Origin of the sequence: Paenibacillus sp. P36, assembly GCF_045866505.1 — a bacterium.
Lineage (GTDB): Bacteria > Bacillota > Bacilli > Paenibacillales > NBRC-103111 > Paenibacillus_E > Paenibacillus_E chondroitinus.
Window position 1 is genome coordinate 3,245,175 of the sequence record NZ_AP038372.1, and the last position, 21,013, is coordinate 3,266,187.

The following is a 21,013-nucleotide window of genomic DNA, read 5'->3' on the forward strand; positions in this document are numbered from 1 at the left end:
ATGAAGTCTTATTACGTAGACCTTCATATCCATATTGGACGAAGCGAAAGCGGTCAAGCAGTGAAGATTAGCGCCGCGAATAACCTTACTTTTTTCAATATTGCCCATGAAGCGGCCGTTCGCAAAGGGATGGAGATCATCGGCATCATCGACTGCCATTCGCCTTCCGTGCAAAAAGACATCCTGACCTATTTGGATCGTGGCGAGATGGTGGAACTGGAGGGCGGAGGTATCGGGTACCGGGATACAACCGTCTTGCTGGGAAGTGAGATTGAAGTCAGGGAACCTGGCATGGGGCCGGCACATTTGTTAGCGTACATGCCCAATCTTGAGGTCATGCAGGGATTTACAAACTGGATGAAGGGGTATATGAAAAATGTAGAGCTCAGCTCACAGCGAATCTATGTGCCTGCGCGAGTCTTGCAGGAGGAGGTGCTTGGCAGAGGGGGAATCCTGATTCCCGCTCACATTTTCACACCTCACAAAAGCGTCTACGGCAGTGCAACGAGCAGGATGGAAAATCTGCTTGATTTGGAAGGTATCTCTGCCGTGGAGCTTGGACTAAGCGCCGATTCGGAGATGGCGGGACTGATTTCTGAGCTGGATCCTTTTACATTCATAACTAATTCGGATGCGCATTCGCTGGGTAAAATCGGGCGTGAATATAACGAGATACAGCTGGCTGCGCCTACTTATGATGAGCTCGTTAAGGCGCTTCATCGCCAAGAAGGGCGTGGCGTGGTCGCAAACTACGGGCTGAATCCCCGGTTGGGCAAGTATCACAGAACCTACTGCTCCTTGTGTGAAGCCGTTCTGGATGAGCAAGAGGGCACAGTAGAGCGCTGCGCAGATTGCGGCAGCAATAAAATCGTTCGTGGCGTTATGGATCGCATACTGGATTTGGCGGATCGCCAAGAGCCGTATCTGCCACCTTACAGGCCGGCGTATCATTTTCAAGTCCCACTGGAGTTTATCCCTGGACTTGGTCCTAAGAAATTGAATCAATTGCTTCACCGTTTTGGAACGGAGATGAATGTGCTGCATCGTACGACGCAGGAAGAGTTGGTTAGTGAAGTTGGTGAAGAAATAGCCGCTTACCTTGTAGATGCTCGTGAAGGTACGCTTTCGCTGGAGGTTGGCGGAGGCGGTAGATATGGCAAAGTGAAAAATCGTTCATAGTTTCCAGCTCTCGCTCATAAGCTTGTCTTTGTAGAGGTTGTACACACGGGAGGAGCTGCGAGAGTGAATAGGAACCTAACGATGAAACAATATATGAAGGATAATTTGCCGCTGTTTATATTCGTCTCCGTACTCTTTCTCATTGGTGTTGTGTTCGGTGCCGTGATGGTTAACGCGCTTTCATTGGAGCAAAAGCAGGAAATGACGCGTCATTTGGGAAGCTTTTTCCATGAGATTAATGATGGCGGCGAATTTGACAGCAGGCAGTCGTTCGTTCAATCCTTTGGCATGCACATGAAGTGGATTTTACTGATCTGGTTGTTTGGGCTGTCCGTGATTGGCCTTCCGCTCATACTTGTGCTGGATTTCCTCAAGGGTGTGCTGATCGGCTTTACAGTCGGCTATCTGGTCGGTCAAATGTCCTGGAAAGGCATGTTGTTCGCGCTGGTTTCTGTAGCTCCGCAAAATTTGATCGTCATTCCGGCGATTCTCTTCTGTAGTGTTGCAGCGATGTCTTTTTCCATTTATATGATCAAAAATCGGTTTATGAGCCGCAATGGCAACATGTACCAACCCTTCATGCGTTTCACAACATTGACCTTGCTAATGGGTGTTTTCCTTCTTGGAGCAGCACTTTGGGAGGGATATGTGTCGCAATTGATGATGAAATGGGTCACGCCGATGCTGGTTCCGCTCTATGGATGACAGAAAACAACATGTTTCTGTTTGACTTTGTCAGTAAGCTCCCCCTATAATGAAAAGAGTGGCTAAAATTGGGCTTGGATGCCCACCTTTCTGAGGGGGAGGCATATGGAAGCAAGGATTGAGAAAATTAAGCAGCAGTTGCAATCCCAAGGGTACAAGCTTACCCCTCAACGGGAAGCGACTGTGCGTGTACTATTAGAAAATGAACAAGATCATCTAAGTGCCGAAGACGTGTTTATGCTTGTGAAGGATAAAGCTCCGGAAATCGGTCTGGCAACCGTGTACCGAACATTAGAGCTGCTGAGTGAGCTGCATGTCTTGGAGAAAATGAATTTTGGCGATGGCGTAGCTCGTTATGATTTGCGCGACGACAGCACGCGTCACCATCACCATCATTTAATCTGCGTTCAATGCGGGACCGTGGACGAAATTATGGAAGACTGGCTCGGGCCTTTGGAAGAAAGGCTGGATAAGGATTTTCATTTTCAAGTACTGGATCATCGACTTGATTTTCAAGGTATATGCTATCGCTGTAACGAACGAGGGAAACCGGACTCATTGGACAAATCCAAAAATAACAGCGCGGAATAAAGCTGTTTATACAAAGAAAATGCCTGTAAGCACATGTGGTGCGTACAGGCATTTTTGCATATTTCTCATATACTGGATATTAGAAAATAGAATCTCCTTCCACATAATTGGACTGGAAGCATGGGTACATTATGACTAACGTTCATGAGAAAGAAGGTAGACGCGAATGACGGAGCAATTATTTGTGATCGGCGTCCCAAAGGAAATAAAAAATAATGAAAACCGCGTCGCATTGACTCCCGGCGGAGCAACGACGCTTATTATGGCAGGACATAAAGTGCTCGTTGAAGCCGGTGCCGGAGCGGGCAGCGGGTTCAGCGACGAGGATTATGCCAAGGAAGGCGCCGTTCTTATAGCGGATGCCGCTGAGGTATGGGCGCGCAGCGATATGATTATGAAAGTGAAAGAACCGCTCCCCGCCGAATATGGCTATTTTCGCGAGGGACAGGTGCTTTTCACTTACTTGCATTTGGCAGCAGCGGGAGATTTGGCAGACCACCTGTTGAACAAGAAGGTGACAGGTGTTGCCTATGAAACCATTCAGCTCGCCAATGGATCGCTTCCTCTGCTAACGCCAATGAGCGAAGTTGCCGGTCGTATGTCCGTCCAGATCGGCGCTCATTTTCTGGAGAAGTTTTATGGCGGGCGCGGCATTCTATTGGGCGGCGTGCCAGGCGTGCCGCCAGCGAATGTTGTCATCCTTGGCGGAGGCATTGTCGGAACCAATGCAGCCAAGATGGCGCTTGGTTTAGGAGCTAATGTCGCCATTATCGAACGGAGCGCGGATCGGATGCGTGCTTTGGACGATATTTTCGGTGGCCGGCTGAATACCTTGATGTCGAATCCGTTTAATATAGCAAGCGCCGTTGCCAAAGCAGATCTCTTGATCGGGGCCGTGCTTATTCCGGGAGCGAGAGCGCCAAGACTGGTGACAGAGGCGATGGTCAAAACGATGAAGCCAGGCGCTGTCATCGTGGATGTCGCCGTGGATCAAGGCGGTTCGATCGAGACGATCGACCGGGTGACCACGCACAGCAGCCCTACCTATGAAACACACGGCGTCGTGCATTATGCGGTAGCGAATATGCCCGGCGCAGTTCCACGCACTTCGACGCTTGCGTTGACGAACGTAACCTTGCCCTACGCTTTGGAGCTTGCCAATAATGGATTAACAGAGGCAATCACAGCTAATTATGCTCTGCAATTGGGGGTTAACACGTACAAAGGCAGCGTAACCCATCCAGCTGTTGCTGAAGCGCTGGGAATGCCGTATGTGAAGTTGTCCGATCTGTCATAAACAGGGCCTGAGCCTCATATCCTGTCCTAAAGAAAAGGACAGAAATGGGGACCTGGCCTATGATTTTTTCCTATCGAAAATTACTTGTTCGCTTGCGCTTTATATTGCTTTTCATGACATTGACGGTTGTTTTGTATCAAGTGATGGTAGTACTCACCAGCTGGATCGAGCCTGTGAACCGCTACCGCGCGCCAGCGGGAAATTCCGTCAAGGTATTTGGACAGCATGAGCATGCCTCGTTTCCGGAGTCAGATAAAATGAGTGACAGGCTTCGGTTATTTTATTGGTATGGTGAATAAAAGAGGAGTTCGGAGGTCCATCGTTGAATGCTATCTGTTAGAAATATGGCAGGTTAACGAAGGAGCTACATAACATGATGTTGGTTGATTTGCAATCCTTCATCCGATTTTTGTCTGTAGAACGCGGACTATCCAAGAATACACTGGAATCTTACGAAAGAGACCTGCAGCAGTTTGTTGACTATTTAGAGCGGCAGGGGATTACAGCTTGGAAAGAAACAAGCAAAGCCAACATTGCGGGTTTCTTATCCCAATTAAAATTGTTAGGCAGAGCTACAGCTACCTTGTCTCGGAATCTCGTTTCGATCCGTGCTTTCTATCAGTATCTGGTGAGAGAACGTTTGGTGGACGCAGATCCATCCCTTTTCATTGAAGCGCCTAAGCCCGAAAAGAAGCTGCCCAAGGTGCTTTCCGTCGAAGAGGTTGGCAAGTTGCTGGATGCGCCTCATCTTGAGCTTGTGAGCGGCGTGCGCGATAAAGCGATGCTTGAACTGCTGTATGCAACGGGAATTCGCGTCTCTGAACTGATCTCGATGAACGTTGATGACGTTCAATTGCAACTTGGCTTCATTCGCTGTATGGGAAAAGGAAACAAAGAGCGTAATATCCCGCTTAGTTCAATCGCTATTCGCTGCTTATCCGCCTATATACATAAAGATCGCAAGAAATTGTTGAAGAAGTCGGCGGACGAAGAAGCTTTATTTATTGGACACTTAGGGACCCGGATGACGAGACAGGGCTTTTGGAAAATTTTGAAAAGATACGCAAATGAGATGAAGATTGAAAGTGAAATCACACCTCATGCCTTGCGGCATTCTTTCGCTGCCCACTTGATCGAAAATGGCGCAGATTTAAGATCCGTCCAAGAGATGCTCGGACATTCCGATATTTCGTCCACTCAGCTGTATGTACAAGTTACCAAGCTCAAAATGAAAGATGTTTACAACCGCGCTCATCCGAGAGCGAATATGTAAAGATGACAGCGGCGATTTCCTGATGGAAAAGGGAAAGCTGCTGTTTTGCATTCATAGAGTGGAAATGCGATAATCAAGGGTGGATAACATTGTGAACAATTTGGAGGGACAAGTGTGCGCTTTGAACGAATAGGTTTAATCGTATTGGATAGCGTAGGCATCGGCGAATTACCGGATGCCAAAGCGTTTGGCGACACAGGCAGCCACACGCTTGGACATATCGCGGAGAGAGTGAGCGGATTCTCGCTTCCTAATTTGCAGCGTATGGGTCTAGGCAGTATCGCTGAGATAAAGGGCATCCCGGCCGCTGACGCGCCAGAAGCTTATTATGGCAAAATGGCCGAGGTGTCGGTTGGAAAAGACACGATGACGGGGCATTGGGAATTGATGGGGCTACGAATTTCTACACCGTTTAACGTATATCCGGATGGATTCCCGGAAGCATTGATTTCGCAGTTTGAGCAGGAGACAGGGCGCAAGGTCATTGGAAATAAACCGGCCTCTGGGACAGAAATTCTAGATGAGCTTGGCGAAGAGCAGATGAAAACAGGGGCTTGGATCGTCTACACGTCGGCGGATAGTGTATTCCAGTTGGCGGCTCACGAAGATGTGATCCCACTTGAAGAGCTGTACCGCGCTTGTGAAATTGCCAGACGGCTAACCCAAGGTGAATTTGCAGTTGGCCGAGTTATTGCGAGACCTTATGTCGGCCAGCCGGGCGCTTTCAAGCGTACGCCGAATCGGCATGACTATGCGGTGAAGCCGCCGGAGCCGACCGTGATGAATCACTTGAAGGACGCGGGATATGATGTCATTGCTATCGGAAAAATCAATGATATTTTTGACGGCGAGGGCGTCACGAAAGCGACATCCACAAAAAGCAATTTAGACGGCATACAGAAGACGATTGAAGTGCTTGGCGAGCCGTTCAAAGGGTTGGCTTTTACCAACCTTGTTGATTTTGACTCGTTATATGGTCATCGCCGCGATCCTGAAGGTTATGGCCGAGCCTTGGAGGAATTCGACAGCTTCGTACCGCAGCTCAAAGCGCAGCTAGGGCCGAAAGACTTGCTGATCCTTACAGCGGACCACGGCAACGATCCCGTGCACGCGGGAACAGACCATACACGTGAGTATGTGCCTATTTTGCTATACAGCCCGAGCTTTGAGGCTCCTGTTTCTCTGGGAATCCGTGGAACATTCGCTGATCTTGGGGCTACCATTGCCGACAATTTCGGCGTAAAACCTACAGATCAAGGCGAGAGTTTCCTGCATCTTCTCAAATAAAGCGACTGCCGAACTGAAAAAGCCAAGGAGGAATATAACATGTCAGATACATCCATGATTCAAAAGATTCAAGAGGCTGCTGCCTTTATTTCGAAAGAAACAAAGATTAAACCGCAAATCGGACTTATTTTAGGTTCAGGACTCGGCGTGCTTGCGGACTTAATCGAACAGCCGATCGTCGTTGACTACTCGCGCATTCCGCACTTTCCGGTATCTACTGTCGAAGGTCATGCGGGGGAGCTGGTCGTTGGTACGATTAAAGGCAAGCAAGTACTGGTTATGAAAGGCCGTTTCCATGCCTATGAAGGGTATGGGGCTGAAACCGTATCATTCCCTGTTCGTGTTATGAAAGAGCTGGGTGTGGAAACGTTGATCGTCACGAACGCAGCTGGAGGCATTAACGAGTCTTACCAAGTCGGGGATTTGATGGTTATCAGCGATCACTTGAACTTGACGTACCGCAATCCATTAATCGGACCCAATGATTCCGCACTAGGCGTTCGTTTCCCGGATATGTCGGAAGCGTACAGCAAACGTCTGCGTAAATTGGCGCATGACGTGGCGGCATCGCAAGATTTTAAACTGCAAGAAGGTGTTTATGTCGGACTGCTCGGACCTAACTATGAAACTCCGGCAGAGATCCGTATGTTCCGTACACTGGGTGGTGACTCCGTAGGTATGTCTACTGTACCTGAAGTGATCATAGCCCGTCATGCAGGCATTGAGGTGCTTGGTTTCTCGTGCATTTCCAATATGGCTTCCGGAATTTTGGATCAGCCTCTTTCCCACGCAGAAGTGATGGAAACTACGGAGAAAGTTAAACCTAAGTTTTTGAAATTGGTACTGGGCATTATTGAGGCTATTTAATTACAAATTAAGGCTATTTATCAGATAAGGAGATTCAACATGGCATTGACGTACATAGAGAAAATTAATGAAGCAGCAGCGTTTATTAAAGGGAAATTAGGGGATGTCGCACCTGTTATTGGGCTGGTTTTGGGCTCAGGACTTGGCGATATGGCGAATCAGGTGGAAAATCCGATTGCGATTGATTACAGCGAAGTGCCGCACTTCCCGGTTTCAACAGTTGAAGGGCATGAAGGCCGTTTTGTCGCAGGAACACTTGAAGGCAAGCAAGTCATCGTGATGCAGGGGCGTTTTCATTATTACGAAGGTTATGATATGAAAAAGGTTGTCTTCCCTGTGTATGTCATGAAAGCAATCGGCGTTCATTCCGTTGTTATGACGAATGCAGCAGGTGGCATGAATCGCGGCTTCAAAGCCGGTGATCTCATGGTGATTAGCGATCATCTCAACATGACGGGTGACAATCCGTTAATCGGACCTAACCACAGCGAGTTGGGTGTTCGCTTCCCGGATATGTCCGAAGCGTACAGCCGCGAGTATCGCGAGCTTGCGCATAAGCTGGCCCAAACGGTAGTGGGAGAGGACGGCGTGCCTCTGAAGCTTCAGGAAGGCGTTTATGCAGGGATTACAGGACCTACTTACTGTACACCGGCTGAACTGACGATGCTGGCTCGAATTGGCGGCGATGCGATCGGGATGTCCACCGTAGGTGAAGTCATCGCAGCACGTCATGCGGGACTTAAGGTGTTAGGGATTTCGTGTATTACTGATATGGCGGTGGGCGAGGAGCTTGAGCCTCTAACACACGAACAGGTTGTTGCGGTGGCTAATCGGACGAAACCGAAGTTCATTGCTTTGGTCAAAGCCTTTGTGCGTGACGTGCAACTGGGATAAAGGGTTCGGCGGCTTCCAAATTCGGGAGAGGCTGAACGGTGTGTAATTTACATCCGTGTGGGAAATAGTAAGGTTAATATCCCCCGATAAGGGGGATGTTTTTACGAGGATTCATTCACAATTCCGTCACAAAATATTCAAAGATTTGCCACTAAACCTGTATGGGATTGTCTCGCGATGTTAGGTAGAATAGATGAAGTGAACACATTATGAGGGGGATATGCATGCAAAAGTGGATTTTCTTTGTGTTATTTATCGTTGCGGGCGCACTGGGGCTGGGAGTCCTCTTTCAAGATATCTCTGAACGCCAAGAGGCGAAAGCAGCAGAGGAAGCCGGCAGCAAAATTCAACAGCTTAAGATTGCAGCCTCTAACTGGCAATTTGACTCGACCGATTACACGATCAAAAGTGGCGAGCCTACGAAAGTTTCCTTGTCTTTGAAAGAAGGCGTACACGCAATCGAAATTAAAGGGTTAGATGTTAAGCTGGATAAAGAAAACCCTTCAAAAGAAATTACGTTTGACAAACCGGGAACTTATGAGATTGATTGCGTACTACCATGTGGCGAAGGTCACGCTAAAATGAAAGCTAAATTAGTTGTACAATAAAAGAGAATACTAGTACAAAGGGGGGCTCAAGCAGCTCCCTTTTTTCGATTTATTATTGAAGGAGGAACTCACATGAGAATGGTTGATTTAATACATAAGAAAAGGTCCGGTGAGGTTTTAACCGAGCAAGAGATCACGTTTATCGTACAGGGTTACACAAAAGGGGATATTCCGGATTACCAAATGTCAGCGCTGTTGATGGCGATTTTCTTCAATGGCATGATCAGTGAGGAGATATCCGCGTTGACGATGGCCATGGCTGGATCAGGGGAAATGATTGATCTGTCGGAGATTGCCGGGATTAAAGTAGATAAACATTCGACTGGCGGAGTAGGGGATAAAATCAGTCTGATTGTCGGCCCGATCGTCGCTTCTATCGGCGTACCGGTCGCCAAAATGTCAGGCAGGGGCCTTGGCCATACTGGCGGTACCGTTGATAAGCTGGAATCGATTCCGGGCTTCCGGATTGAATTATCGAAAGAGGATTTTATTACAGCAGTCAATACGAATAAAATTGCGATTGTTGGCCAGAGCGGCAACTTGGCTCCTGCGGATAAGAAGATGTACGCTCTAAGAGATGTAACAGCGACAGTAGATTCCATTCCGTTAATTGCGAGTTCCATCATGAGCAAGAAAATTGCCTCGGGCGCAGACGCGATTGTCCTTGATGTGAAAATCGGCTCCGGCGCTTTCATGAAAACCGTCGATGATGCAAGAGTGCTTGCCCGCACAATGGTCGATATCGGCGTGAAATTGAATCGCAATACGATTGCGATGATCACGGATATGGAGCAGCCGCTTGGCCGCGAAATCGGCAATGCGAACGAGATCCGCGAATCCATCGAAGTGCTGCGCGGCACTGGCGACAAGGAGCTAACTGAAGTCGCGATTTCCGTAGCGGCATATATGTCGCTGCTAGGAAAAGTGTTTGAGAGCTTTGAAGAGGCGCAGGAGGCTGTTCGCGACATTGTCATGAACGGGAAGGCGCTGGAGACGTTCAAACGGTTTGTAGCGAGCCAAGGAGGCGATCCGAGGGTGGTTGATCAACCGGAGCTGCTGCCGACAGCGAGCTATCGTTTTGAAGTGCCAGCCGAGCGGGATGGCTATGTGAATCAAATCGATGCCGAGCATATCGGAATCGCGGCTATGCTGCTTGGCGCAGGACGCGCCAAGAAAGAGGATCAGATCGACTACGCAGTAGGTCTGACTTTGAAGAAGAAGATTGGCGACGCTGTCCAGGCAGGAGAATCGATTTGCACCATTCATGCCAATCGAGAAGATGTACAGGAAGTTACGGCAATGATTCAAGGGGCTTATCGGATTGCTCCTGGTCAGCCGGCTCCCGTGCAATTGATATATGATGTGATCGTGTAGATCAGGTTCACACTCGTACTTATGCAAGAGGCTATCTCTCAGGTTTTTAGACCTTTGAGATAGCTTTTTTATTTTCCCTCCTTTGGAATATTTTGATGGAAAATCGTCAAGACTGATTAGCAGTCATTCCAGCTGCAAGCGTCTGGTTTTCACTTCATAATCTCACAGGAGGGGTACAAAGGCTATGCGAAAAAAAGGGCTAATAAGTTTAATCTGTTTACAGTTATGTGTGATGCTGATCTTACCGGCTGCTTATGCGGAAGAGAAAAAAGCGCCTACGGTCGACTTAACGCCGAACGCGCAATCCGCGGTATTGATGGATGCAGACACGGGCACAGTCATTGCGGAGAAAAACAAAGACACCAAACTTCCGCCAGCTAGTATTACGAAAATCATGACGATGCTTCTCATCATGGAAGCTATTGACAAAGGCAATATTAAAATGGATGAGAAAGTCCGGGTCAGTGAATACGCAGCTTCTATGGGAGGTTCACAAATCTTCTTGGAGCCTGGCGAAGAAATGACGGTTCAGGAAATGCTGAAGGGCATTGCGATGGCATCTGGCAACGACGCTTCAGTGGCGATGGCCGAGAAGATCGCAGGATCCGAAGAAAATTTTGTGCAAATGATGAACGAACGCGCGCAGCAGCTTGGCATGAAAAATACCCATTTTTCAAATTGCAACGGACTGCCTGTCGCCAATCACTATACAACCGCCAATGATATTGCGGTCATGTCCCGAGAACTGCTTAAGCATGAAGGGATAACGAAATTCACAGGTGCTTATCAGGATTACCTGCGGAAAGAATCACCAAACCCTTTCTGGTTGGTAAATACGAATAAGCTTGTACGCTTCTATAGCGGCGCAGACGGCCTCAAAACCGGCTACACCAGCGAAGCGAAGTTCTGTTTATCGGCAACAGCCAAACGGGATAATTTGCGTGTCGTGGCTGTCGTGCTCGGAGAACCGAACACCAAAACGCGAAATGCGGAGGTCACGAAGCTGTTTGACTACGCTTTTGCCCAATATACCAACTATCCTTTATTCAAATCAGGCGATAGCCTGGGGAATTTTACCGTAAACAAAGGCCAGGTTTCGACAGTGCCGTTAGTTGCGAAGCAAAATTACAGTATTTTAATGAAAAAGGGCACGGCAACAGATAACATTCGACATGAGCTGCAGTTGGAGCCAAACTTGCGAGCACCGATTACGATGGGCCAACCGATTGGTAAAATTGTCGTATACAGCGGGGATAATGTGCTGACGGAGTACCCTCTTGAGTCACCGGTAGCTGTGGATAAAGCGTCTTGGTGGAAGCTGTTCAAGCGGACGACCTCGCACATGTTCCATACAGATAATTGATGAGATTTCGCGAATAATCAGGCTTTTCTTCTAGTTTTAGCGCTTTTCTTCTAGTTTTGTCGGGGTGGCAGGAGTTCCCAACTCAGTTGTAGAAACTTAAGTTTCAAGACTTATTTAGGGATCTTTGAGTGTAGCTCAAAGTCTCTCAGCTGAGGGGAGTGAACAGGTTGAGCCTGCAAATTGAATTCGAGCAAGGCCGAAGAGCGCTGATTGTTAGATTGAAAGGCGAGCTGGACCACCATACTGCCGATGTCGTCAAAGCCAGGATGGAGGAAGCGATTGCCAAAGAGCATACGCATCACTTGATCCTGAGTTTGAAAGATCTTACGTTCATGGACAGTTCAGGTCTGGGCGTCATTCTCGGTCGCTATAAGCAAATCACGAGTAAAGGCGGCAAGATGGTCGTATGTGATGTTTCGCCTGCTGTCTATCGCTTGTTCGAGCTCTCCGGAATGTTCAAGATCGTATCAATTCAGGATAACGAACGTAATGCAATGTCCAGTTTGGAGGTTGCACTATGAGTGAGCACAATTTTATGACGCTGCAGTTTGCCAGCCGTTCCGAGAATGAGGCCTTTGCACGTGTCGCTGTTGCTGCTTTCGTTTCACAATTGGATCCAACCTTGAATGAACTAACGGATATCAAAACGGTCGTTTCAGAAGCTGTGACGAATTCGATTATTCATGGGTATAACAATAAACCGGATGGTGTCATTACCATTACAACGAAAATTGAGGATGACGTAGTCCGAATTACGATTGAGGACCAGGGCTCAGGCATAGATGATTTGGAACAAGCGAAACAGCCACTCTACACATCCAAGCCAGAACTCGAACGTTCCGGAATGGGATTCACGATTATGGAAAATTTCATGGACGAAGTGGAAGTTGTGACGGCCGTCGGAATCGGAACCAAAATAAACATGTTGAAGCGAATTGAATCTAAAAAAGCTTTATACAATTAGGGGTTTGATCTATGGATGTCGATCTGAAGCATGCTTCTCACAGTTATTTAGACGATTCGGAAGTCAAACGGTTAATCGCCCTCAGCCAATCCGGAGATGGACTCGCCAGAGAAACACTCGTCAGCTGCAATATCCGCTTGGTCTGGTCTGTGGTTCAACGCTTTTTGAACCGGGGATACGAAGCCGAAGATTTGTTCCAGATCGGTTGCATCGGACTGCTCAAGTCCGTTGACAAATTCGATCTGTCCTATGATGTGAAGTTTTCAACCTATGCGGTGCCGATGATTATCGGCGAAATTCAGCGCTTCCTTCGGGATGACGGAACACTCAAGGTTAGCCGTTCGCTCAAAGAACTGGCTAATAAGATTCGCAAGACGAAGGACGAGTTATCGAAAAGGCTTGGCAGGCTTCCTACGATTAAAGAGGTGGCAGAAGAGCTTATGATCACGGCGGAGGAAGTTGTTTTCGCGCAAGAAGCGAATAAGCCGCTTTCCTCAATTCATGAGACCGTTTTTGAAAACGACGGGGATCCCATTACGTTAATGGATCAAATCTCCGACGAAAGCGGAGAGAAGTGGTTCGAGAAGCTTGCGCTCAACGAAGCCATCGGGACACTCTCCGAGCGGGAGCGGCTCATTGTCTACCTCCGCTATTTCAGGGATCAAACACAGTCGGAGGTTGCTAGCAGACTGGGGATTTCCCAAGTGCAAGTATCGCGATTGGAAAAGAAGATTTTGCAATCGATCAAAGATCAGATTGCGCAATAACGAAAATAACCGTTCTCCATCAGGAGGACGGTTATTTTTTGTGCGTAGAGACATTGGCGAGATTTATGTATAATAAGTACTGCCAATAACGGTGTGGATTTTTCTGAAAGCGAAAAATCAAAATCAATGCTTTTATCAGTCGAGGAGTGAATCTAGTTGTACGGGAAATGGAAGGATTCGTGGTTTTTTAATGTACGAAAGGATGTTTTGTCTGGAATAACGGTGGCTTTGGCTTTAATCCCTGAAGCGATTGCGTTTTCCATTTTAGCTGGGGTAGATCCGATGGTTGGCTTATATGCTTCGTTCATCATTGCGTTAGTGATCTCATTCACCGGTGGCCGGATGGGGATGATTTCGGCAGCAACAGGCGCGATGGCCTCTCTGATGGGGCCTTTGGTAGCGAAGTATGGCATTGAATATCTATTCGCCGCCAGCATTTTAACCGGTATCATTCAATATCTCATGGGTGTGTTCAAATTCGGCAAATTTATCACTTTCATTCCGCATTCTGTTGTCATTGGCTTTGTAAATGCCCTGGCCATTATTATTTTCATGGCTCAGCTCCCTAGCTTTGCAGGTGCGGGTTGGCAGATGTACGCGATGGTAGCAGGTACCTTGGTCATCGTGTATGGACTGCCGCGGATAACCAAAGCCGTCCCTTCTGCGTTAGTCGCGATTATTGTGATGACCATTATATCGATCAATTTGCATCTGGATGTACGCACGGTAGGAGATATGGGGGAAATCACGCAGACACTGCCGTTTTTCCATGTCCCTGACTTCCATCTCTCTTTGCAAGCCATAGGGGTGATTCTTCCGATTTCCTTGGCTTTGGCCGTGGTCGGTATTACGGAATCCTTGATGACGGCTACGATCGTGGATGAAATGACAGAAACAAAAAGCGATAAAAACAAAGAAGTTCGCGGGCAAGGCATTGCCAATGTGTTTTCCGGTTTTTTTGGCGGGATGGCAGGTTGTGCGATGATCGGTCAAACGGTGATTAATGTGAAATCAGGAGGAAGGTCGCGTCTATCCACCTTTGTGTCCGGCGTGTTTTTGCTATTTTTGATCATGGTGCTTGGTAATGTCGTTAAGCAAATTCCGATGGGGGCATTGGTCGGGGTCATGTTCATGGTCTCCATAGGCACTTTCGATTGGAAATCTCTGAGAACGATAGCCAAAATTCCAAGAAGCGACGCATTAGTCATGGTGATCACTGTCGCTATCGTTGTTGCAACGTCCAACTTAGCCATTGGGGTATTGTCCGGTGTTACGCTAAGTGCGCTCATTTTTGGTTGGAGATCGGCCAAGATTAAAGCTTTTACCTCGATAGACGCTAACGGAGCCAAAACATATCGGGTTTCCGGTCAGCTGTTTTTTGGCACAATGACTTATTTTATTGATTTATTCGATTATCGAAATGACCCGGAGACAATTACGATTGATTTTAGCAGTTCGCACGTCTGGGATCACTCCGCTGTTACGGCTATCGCTAAAACCATTGCGAAGTATGAGCAGCTGGGCAAAACGGTGATTTGCATTGGATTGAATGAGGAAAGTAAGCTTTTGGTGAAGCAAGCAAATTAAATACTGTCACAGCTATTTTTATAGAAATGAAAAAGAGCCGCTATTTACCCGTCAATCTACTGGGTATGGCGGCTTTCTTTTATACACCTATACGTCTATCGTGCAGAATATCTGTTGTCGGAATAGAATCTTACGCAGTAAATGCCACATAAGCCGACGATGGTATAGATGATGCGACTTAAAACCGAAGATTCCCGATGTGAATCCCCACCCAATATAGCTGAAACTAAATCCCATTCGAAGAGCCCAACTAAAAGCCAATTCAGCGCACCGATAATCACTAGAGTTAACGCTACTTTTGCCATGTTATCACCTTCTTTGTATGGAATAAGTTATCGTTATTCATTTCTTACTATGTCAATTTGAGGAGAGCTTTATTCCTGGAGAATTTACCATTGCAGCGGGTGATTATGGGTAGGAAACATTTTGCATACTACTCCTATACATGGATGATACCCGTAAGTAGTGAAGGGAGTGAGACCATGGCTAATAGTGGAGCTCCATACCTGTATATCCGGCTCAGGCGTAAAGCGAGTGTTCGCAAAGGAAGTGTCGTTCAGCTGCGGCATATCGCGCAAATTATTGTGGAACCTGACTATGAAACAGCCTTGAACGAGCTGATTATTCATAAGCCGCAGCAGGAGGATGGCAACCGCGTCCTGATTGATATGATGCTGATTGTTCGAAAAGTGAAAGAGCGGTACCCGGAGCTGCAAATTGAGCATTTTGGGGAACCTCATGTGCTCCTTGAAATTTTTTCTGATAATAAAAAAGCAAGTCCAGTACTCATCGGATTGGTATGGCTGCTGCTGTTCATCGGTTCAGGGCTGGCCATCATGAATTTCCATGCCGATGTCTCCATGCTGGAGGTTCACCAGAGGATCTACGAGCTGATGACGGGTAAAAAGGTAGACCATCCGCTCATTCTGCAAATACCGTATTCCCTCGGCATAGGTGTCGGGATGGTGATCTTCTTCAACCATTTGTTTAAAAAGAAATTCAATGAGGAACCAAGTCCGCTTGAAGTGGAAATGTTCATGTACCAGGAGAATATTAACCATTATGTGATCACCGAAGAGTATATGAAAATTCATGAGGAAGGGGAGTCGAAGGGATGACTCTCCTTGGAGAAGTCCTTCTGATTGCTTTTATCGGTTTAGCGGGAGGAATTGCCGTGGGCAGCGGGATGGTGGCCTTTCTTGTGGTTCTGGACATTATTCCGAGGTTGGCACAGATCACACGAACATTCTCAAAAATACGTGCGTATGAAGCTGCGGTTGTGTTAGGTTCCCTTTTGTTTACTTGGGTGGATTTTAGCGATATGAAGGTGCATCTATTTCCGATAAGTGCTGCGCTCATTGGACTATTTGCCGGCTGTTTTGTAGGGATGTTAGCAGCAGCGCTTACTGAAATTATTAATGTGCTGCCGATCCTTGCCAAGAGGGTGGGTATGGGTTCCTATATGATTTTGCTGCTGATGGCGATGATTTTCGGCAAAGTATTTGGATCCTTGTTTGAGTGGTTGTTTTATTAAGGATTGAAGGAGGCGCACGGACATGAAAGTAATCGTCAAGACTGGGAATGACCATGAACATGAACACGATAATGTGAACGAATCCAAAGAAAATTTAGATAAACTGGCCATTGATGAGGAAGGGAATTTATCGGAATATAATCCAATCACGAATATGACGCCTGAGGAAAAGGAGTTGAAAACTCAGGAAGATATTCCCGATAATTTAGAGGATGTCAAACGAGTTCTGGAAGAGCGCGTTGGCCTCAATCGCAGCTTCGATCTTGTGATGAGGGAGATGGTGTTCGGATCAAAAAGAGTAGGGATCTTCTACTGTAACGGGTTCGTCAAAGATACGGTTTTATCCGATATTCTGACACGCCTTTCCTATGCTAGTGAAAAAAGTGTGAACCACCACACGGTCGAATCTTTCATGGATTATCTAATCCCTCATAATCAAGTCAAGTCCTACAAAAAAATGTCCGAAATCGTAGGGCAGGTGCTCATGGGTGGAACCGCACTCTTCATTGAAGGGGAAACGGCCGCTATCGCTATCGACGTCAAGAGCTATCCTGTTCGATCCATCGGCGAGCCAGATTTGGAGCGGGTTGTCAGAGGTTCACGGGACGGTTTCGTAGAAACCTTATTATTGAACGTAACACTCGTTAGACGAAGAGTGCGCGATGAGCGGTTGAAGCTGGAGATTATGCAAATAGGCAAACGAACCAAAACGGATGTCTGCATCGGTTATATAAACGATATTGCAAATGCGGATTTGGTCGATGCGATTAAAGAGAAAATTAGCGAAGTGAAGATAGATGGTCTCCCCCTTGGCGAAAAGCAGCTGGAGGAACTTATCGTGAATAAAGGCTGGAACCCATATCCGATGGTGCGCTTTTCGGAGCGTCCCGATGTTGTGTCCGCACATTTGATGGAAGGGCATGTGTGTCTATTTGTGGATACATCTCCAAGCGTCATGATTTTGCCAACGACCTTCTTCCATCATGTGCAGCATGCAGAGGAATATAGACAAACGCCGTTTATCGGCACTTATTTAAGGTGGGTGCGGTTTGCCGGAATCATGTCCTCCATTTTCCTGCTTCCGCTTTGGTTTATGATGGTGATGGATCCTTCTTTAAAACCTCCCGGTTTAGAATTTCTCGGGCCGCAGAAAGAGGGAACACTTCCACTTCTAGTTCAATTCCTAATCGCCGATATCGGGATCGATCTGATGCGGATGGCCGCGGTGCATACCCCGTCTCCGCTTGCCACGGCTATGGGCTTGGTAGCAGCCATTCTGGTGGGGGATATAGCTGTTAAAACAGGATTATTCATCAATGAAGTGATTCTGTATCTGGCTCTTGCCTCCATTGGTATGTTTGCCACTCCAAGTTATGAATTGGGGCTGGCTAACCGGATTGTCCGGCTGGGGCTGCTTATTGCTGTGGCTATCTTCCATGTCCCGGGTTTTGTAGTCGGATCAACATTGTGGCTGCTCTGGCTGGCTACAAGAAAATCCTACAATGCGCCCTACATGTGGCCGCTCATTCCTTTCAACGCGAAAAGCTTCTTTTCGATTATTCTACGCCGTCCCGTATTGGCAGCCAAAACGCGTCTAAGCATTACAAAACCGATTGACGGCACACGTCAACCCAAATCTTAATAAACTAAAAGGACAAGAGCATTCTTCTTGTCCTTTTTACGATTTAGGGCCGCGAGGATATTGTCAAATGCGCTTTTCCTATGTTAATTTAAATAGTAATGCGCATTCGGCCGTTTGAGCGAAATATGAGCAGCAGCAGGTTCAGGGTGAGGGGGAAATGAAGCTATGTATTTGCATGGTACAAGTAAAATTAACGGTCAAGGTCACCTTGAAATCGGTGGTGTCGACGCAACGAAGCTGGTTGCGGAATATGGGACACCTTTATATGTGTTTGACGAAGCTCTTGTACGTGAACGTTGCCGCGAGTTTGTAGATGCTTTCAAAGCGTCCGGTCTCAAATTCCAAGTGGCTTATGCGAGCAAAGCTTTTTGCGTGATGGCGATGTGCCGGATTGTTGAAGAAGAAGGAATGTCCCTTGATGTTGTATCGGACGGTGAGCTGTATACAGCTCTTCAAGCTGGATTCCCGGCAGAGCGGATTCATTTCCATGGCAACAACAAAACGATTGACGAGATTGAGATGGCGATTGATGCGAAAATCGGCTGTTTCGTTGTAGATAATTTTATCGAGCTTCAAATGCTGAACGCCATTGCCGGTGAGAAACGTCAGAAAGTGAAAATTTTACTGCGTATTACGCCAGGTGTCGAAGCACATACGCATGAATATATTTCCACAGGCCAAACGGATTCCAAGTTCGGTTTCGATCTAGGCAACGGTTCCGCATTCCGCGCGGTGGAAGAGGCTTCCAAGCTGAGCCATTTGGAACTGCTCGGTATTCATTCTCATATTGGCTCGCAAATTTTTGAAGTGGAAGGCTTCCGCATGGCGGCCGAGAAAATGGCCAGCTTCGCCGTTCAAGTTCGTCAAGAAATTGGCGTGACGTTCAAAGTCATTAACCTTGGCGGAGGCTTCGGTATCCGTTATGTGAACGAAGATACTCCGCTTCCGGTATCCGTCTACGTGAAAGCTATCACGGATGCGATTAAAGACAATTTCGGACGCAACGAATATCCGCTTCCCGAAATCTGGGTGGAGCCGGGCCGCAGCATCGTTGGCGATGCAGGAACGACCTTGTACACCGTTGGAACGGCGAAAGATATTCCTGGTGTACGTAAATATGTATCTGTCGATGGCGGTATGACAGATAACCCGCGCCCTGCTTTGTATGAGGCTGTGTATGAGGCAATGTTGGCAAACCGCGCAACCGAAGAGCCTACCGAGGTCGTATCGATTGCCGGCAAATGCTGTGAGAGCGGCGATATGCTGATTTGGGACGTGAACCTCCCGAAAGTGAACTCAGGCGATGTGCTTGCCGTGTCTTGCACAGGCGCATATAACTATGCGATGGCTAGCAACTACAATCGCATCCGCCGTCCAGGCGTAGTTTTCGTGAGCGAGGGTCAAAGCGATCTCGTCGTGAAGCGTGAAACGTTCGACAACATTGTCGGGAACGATCTAATTCCTGCTAGAATGAAACAAGTGAGCAAAACGGTTTAACATAGAACACAGCTGGATTTTCAGGCTGAGAACGGGCTATCCCTTAGGTCTTAAGGACTTGAGGGATAGTTTTTTGTGTGCTCACGAAACTAGAGTTCTCTATTCAGCTGAAAGGCAGATTTGTGAAATGCATCTTTTCATAGTAGAATAAGATATTATTGTCTAAAGGAGTGGACCACAATGGCCAAACAAGCAAAAATTAAACTAGCAGGCGGTGGCGAAGTTCTAATCGATCTTTTCGAAAATGACGCGCCAAATACCGTTGCCAACTTTGAAAAATTAGCAAACTCCGGTTTCTACAACGGACTTGTTTTTCATCGCGTAATCCCAGGATTCGTTGCACAAGGCGGTTGTCCATCCGGCACAGGAACTGGTGGCCCAGGCTACCAAATCAACTGTGAAATCAACCCTAACAAACATGAGCGCGGCTCCCTGGCTATGGCTCATGCAGGCAGAAACACAGGTGGAAGCCAATTCTACATCGCTTACCAACCACAACCTCACCTTGATGGACAACATACTGTCTTCGGTAAAGTGTCCAAAGGTATGGAACTCGTTGATGCTTTCAAGGGCAGAGACTTGATGGAAAAAGTAGAAGTTGTAGAAGTTTAATATTGGAGAATGGGAATAGCCTGCTGACAGTTGTCAGCAGGTTCTTTTATTTGAGGGGCTGAACATGGAAATTGGCTATGAAATGGCTGAATAAGAGCAAGTCTGCGCACGTAGTCTAGTGCTGGTGAGAAGCTGAGCTCCCTGGAGTCGACCTGGCATGAGCAACTTCAACGATGCAAAACATCGTTGGAAGCCGCCGAAGGTGGGGAAGTTTCAGAGTGGAAGGTGCTGCAGGATGTCAGCCAACGGACAGAGATGACCTTATTCGCAGAAATAAGGCTCTGTGAAATTCTAACGGACTGGAGAGGTGCTATTCATGATAATTGTGATGAAAATGGCCGTGAATTGACTGAATAGCGACTCTGGAGTCCGTTAGAGCTGAGAAATGCGCGAAATAACGGGTATAGCGGCTGTGTGGTCCGTTAGAGAGTGGTGAGCCTGCGCACGACATGCTAGCGAAGGTGAGAAGCTGAGCTCCAACGAGTAGACCAGGCATGAGCAACTTCAACGATGTAAAACGTCGTTGGAAGCGGCCCAAGGTGGGGAGCTTCAGAGTGAAAGTTGCTGCAGGAAGTCAGCTAACGGACAGAGATGACCTTATTTTGCAGAAATAAGGCTCTGTGAAATTCTAACGGACAGGAGAGCCGCTATTCACGATGATTCCGACTAAAATGGCCGTGAATGGACCGAATAGCGACTCTGGAGTCCGTTAGAGCTGGGAAATGCGTGAAATAACGGGAATAACGGCTGTGAGGTCCGTTAGAATGAGGGGGATGTGGGCAGAGCCTGCACAGGTCAGTATGTACTATTTGGAAGGGGAATATATCCAGTTTTATACAAATTATGCTACCAAAAACATAGGCGCAACCGAGTTGTAGCAATGCAAAATGAGTCGTTTTTTGTAGGGCGAGGTAAAAAAGACCTTGCTTTTTCGATGAGTGAGTGATAAATTTTTCATAAGTTACTTTTCAT

Annotated in this window: 22 protein-coding genes; 21 read left to right on the plus strand and 1 reads right to left on the minus strand. The window is 47.3% G+C overall.

Annotated features, from left to right (window positions below; translation table 11 throughout):
* The 16 genes from ACKTT9_RS14370 (at position 1) to ACKTT9_RS14445 (ending at position 14,756) form a co-directional block, all read left to right on the plus strand.
* On the plus strand, positions 1 to 1,179 hold the full coding sequence (locus tag ACKTT9_RS14370) for an endonuclease Q family protein (protein WP_407872119.1): 1,179 nt from the start codon (positions 1 to 3) through the stop codon (positions 1,177 to 1,179).
* Between the two features lie 63 nt (positions 1,180 to 1,242).
* A complete protein-coding gene (gene spoIIM, locus ACKTT9_RS14375) occupies positions 1,243 to 1,884 on the plus strand; it encodes a stage II sporulation protein M (RefSeq protein ID WP_309492296.1) in 642 nt (213 codons plus the stop codon).
* 105 nt (positions 1,885 to 1,989) lie between these two features.
* Positions 1,990 to 2,475, plus strand: a complete 486-nt coding sequence (locus ACKTT9_RS14380; protein WP_127458229.1) for a Fur family transcriptional regulator — start codon at positions 1,990 to 1,992, stop codon at positions 2,473 to 2,475.
* Between the two features lie 166 nt (positions 2,476 to 2,641).
* A complete protein-coding gene (gene ald / locus ACKTT9_RS14385) occupies positions 2,642 to 3,772 on the plus strand; it encodes an alanine dehydrogenase (protein WP_407872120.1) in 1,131 nt (376 codons plus the stop codon).
* 59 nt (positions 3,773 to 3,831) lie between these two features.
* On the plus strand, positions 3,832 to 4,071 hold the full coding sequence (locus ACKTT9_RS14390) for a DUF4227 family protein (RefSeq protein WP_407872121.1): 240 nt from the start codon (positions 3,832 to 3,834) through the stop codon (positions 4,069 to 4,071).
* Positions 4,072 to 4,148: 77 nt separating this feature from the next.
* The gene (xerD, locus tag ACKTT9_RS14395; protein WP_407873040.1) at positions 4,149 to 5,045 is read left to right on the plus strand and encodes a site-specific tyrosine recombinase XerD; all 897 of its coding nucleotides are present in this window, start codon (positions 4,149 to 4,151) and stop codon (positions 5,043 to 5,045) included.
* 114 nt (positions 5,046 to 5,159) lie between these two features.
* Positions 5,160 to 6,332: a phosphopentomutase gene (gene deoB, locus ACKTT9_RS14400; RefSeq protein ID WP_407872122.1), complete on the plus strand. Its 1,173-nt coding sequence runs from the start codon at positions 5,160 to 5,162 to the stop codon at positions 6,330 to 6,332.
* A 39-nt stretch (positions 6,333 to 6,371) separates the two neighbouring features.
* Positions 6,372 to 7,199, plus strand: coding sequence for a purine-nucleoside phosphorylase (locus ACKTT9_RS14405; protein ID WP_407872123.1), 828 nt, complete (start codon positions 6,372 to 6,374; stop codon positions 7,197 to 7,199).
* 39 nt (positions 7,200 to 7,238) lie between these two features.
* Entirely contained in the window at positions 7,239 to 8,093 is an 855-nt protein-coding gene (locus ACKTT9_RS14410) for a purine-nucleoside phosphorylase (protein WP_407872124.1), read from the plus strand.
* A gap of 224 nt (positions 8,094 to 8,317) precedes the next feature.
* Complete coding sequence (locus ACKTT9_RS14415; protein ID WP_127458235.1) at positions 8,318 to 8,701, plus strand: hypothetical protein; 384 nt, start codon at positions 8,318 to 8,320, stop codon at positions 8,699 to 8,701.
* 72 nt (positions 8,702 to 8,773) lie between these two features.
* Positions 8,774 to 10,075, plus strand: coding sequence for a pyrimidine-nucleoside phosphorylase (locus ACKTT9_RS14420; RefSeq protein WP_407872125.1), 1,302 nt, complete (start codon positions 8,774 to 8,776; stop codon positions 10,073 to 10,075).
* 232 nt (positions 10,076 to 10,307) lie between these two features.
* On the plus strand, positions 10,308 to 11,438 hold the full coding sequence (locus ACKTT9_RS14425) for a D-alanyl-D-alanine carboxypeptidase family protein (protein ID WP_246239195.1): 1,131 nt from the start codon (positions 10,308 to 10,310) through the stop codon (positions 11,436 to 11,438).
* A gap of 167 nt (positions 11,439 to 11,605) precedes the next feature.
* Positions 11,606 to 11,959 carry an anti-sigma F factor antagonist gene (spoIIAA, locus tag ACKTT9_RS14430; protein ID WP_127458238.1) on the plus strand — a complete coding sequence of 118 codons (354 nt, stop codon included), beginning with the start codon at positions 11,606 to 11,608 and terminating at the stop codon, positions 11,957 to 11,959.
* On the plus strand, positions 11,956 to 12,402 hold the full coding sequence (spoIIAB, locus tag ACKTT9_RS14435; protein WP_127458239.1) for an anti-sigma F factor: 447 nt from the start codon (positions 11,956 to 11,958) through the stop codon (positions 12,400 to 12,402). Before spoIIAA ends, spoIIAB begins: the two co-directional genes overlap by 4 nt.
* An 11-nt stretch (positions 12,403 to 12,413) precedes the next feature.
* Positions 12,414 to 13,169 carry an RNA polymerase sporulation sigma factor SigF gene (gene sigF / locus ACKTT9_RS14440; protein ID WP_029192952.1) on the plus strand — a complete coding sequence of 252 codons (756 nt, stop codon included), beginning with the start codon at positions 12,414 to 12,416 and terminating at the stop codon, positions 13,167 to 13,169.
* 156 nt (positions 13,170 to 13,325) lie between these two features.
* Complete coding sequence (locus ACKTT9_RS14445) at positions 13,326 to 14,756, plus strand: SulP family inorganic anion transporter (RefSeq protein ID WP_407872126.1); 1,431 nt, start codon at positions 13,326 to 13,328, stop codon at positions 14,754 to 14,756.
* A gap of 95 nt (positions 14,757 to 14,851) precedes the next feature.
* Here ACKTT9_RS14445 and ACKTT9_RS14450 read toward each other — a convergent pair whose 3' ends face one another.
* Positions 14,852 to 15,061 carry a DUF378 domain-containing protein gene (locus ACKTT9_RS14450; RefSeq protein WP_127458241.1) on the minus strand — a complete coding sequence of 70 codons (210 nt, stop codon included), beginning with the start codon at positions 15,059 to 15,061 and terminating at the stop codon, positions 14,852 to 14,854.
* A 177-nt stretch (positions 15,062 to 15,238) separates the two neighbouring features.
* On the opposite strand from ACKTT9_RS14450, the gene ACKTT9_RS14455 reads away from it, so the two are divergent.
* From ACKTT9_RS14455 to ACKTT9_RS14475, 5 genes are all read left to right on the plus strand, one after another.
* The gene (locus ACKTT9_RS14455) at positions 15,239 to 15,874 is read left to right on the plus strand and encodes a stage V sporulation protein AA (protein WP_407872127.1); all 636 of its coding nucleotides are present in this window, start codon (positions 15,239 to 15,241) and stop codon (positions 15,872 to 15,874) included.
* Positions 15,871 to 16,290 (plus strand): stage V sporulation protein AB, encoded by a 420-nt coding sequence (locus ACKTT9_RS14460; RefSeq protein ID WP_407872128.1) that lies wholly within the window; start codon positions 15,871 to 15,873, stop codon positions 16,288 to 16,290. Before ACKTT9_RS14455 ends, ACKTT9_RS14460 begins: the two co-directional genes overlap by 4 nt.
* A gap of 22 nt (positions 16,291 to 16,312) precedes the next feature.
* Positions 16,313 to 17,932: a spore germination protein gene (locus ACKTT9_RS14465; protein WP_407872129.1), complete on the plus strand. Its 1,620-nt coding sequence runs from the start codon at positions 16,313 to 16,315 to the stop codon at positions 17,930 to 17,932.
* A 165-nt stretch (positions 17,933 to 18,097) separates the two neighbouring features.
* Positions 18,098 to 19,429 (plus strand): diaminopimelate decarboxylase, encoded by a 1,332-nt coding sequence (gene lysA / locus ACKTT9_RS14470; protein ID WP_127458245.1) that lies wholly within the window; start codon positions 18,098 to 18,100, stop codon positions 19,427 to 19,429.
* A 180-nt stretch (positions 19,430 to 19,609) separates the two neighbouring features.
* Positions 19,610 to 20,041 (plus strand): peptidylprolyl isomerase, encoded by a 432-nt coding sequence (locus ACKTT9_RS14475; RefSeq protein ID WP_127458246.1) that lies wholly within the window; start codon positions 19,610 to 19,612, stop codon positions 20,039 to 20,041.
* Positions 20,042 to 21,013: the final 972 nt, after the last annotated feature.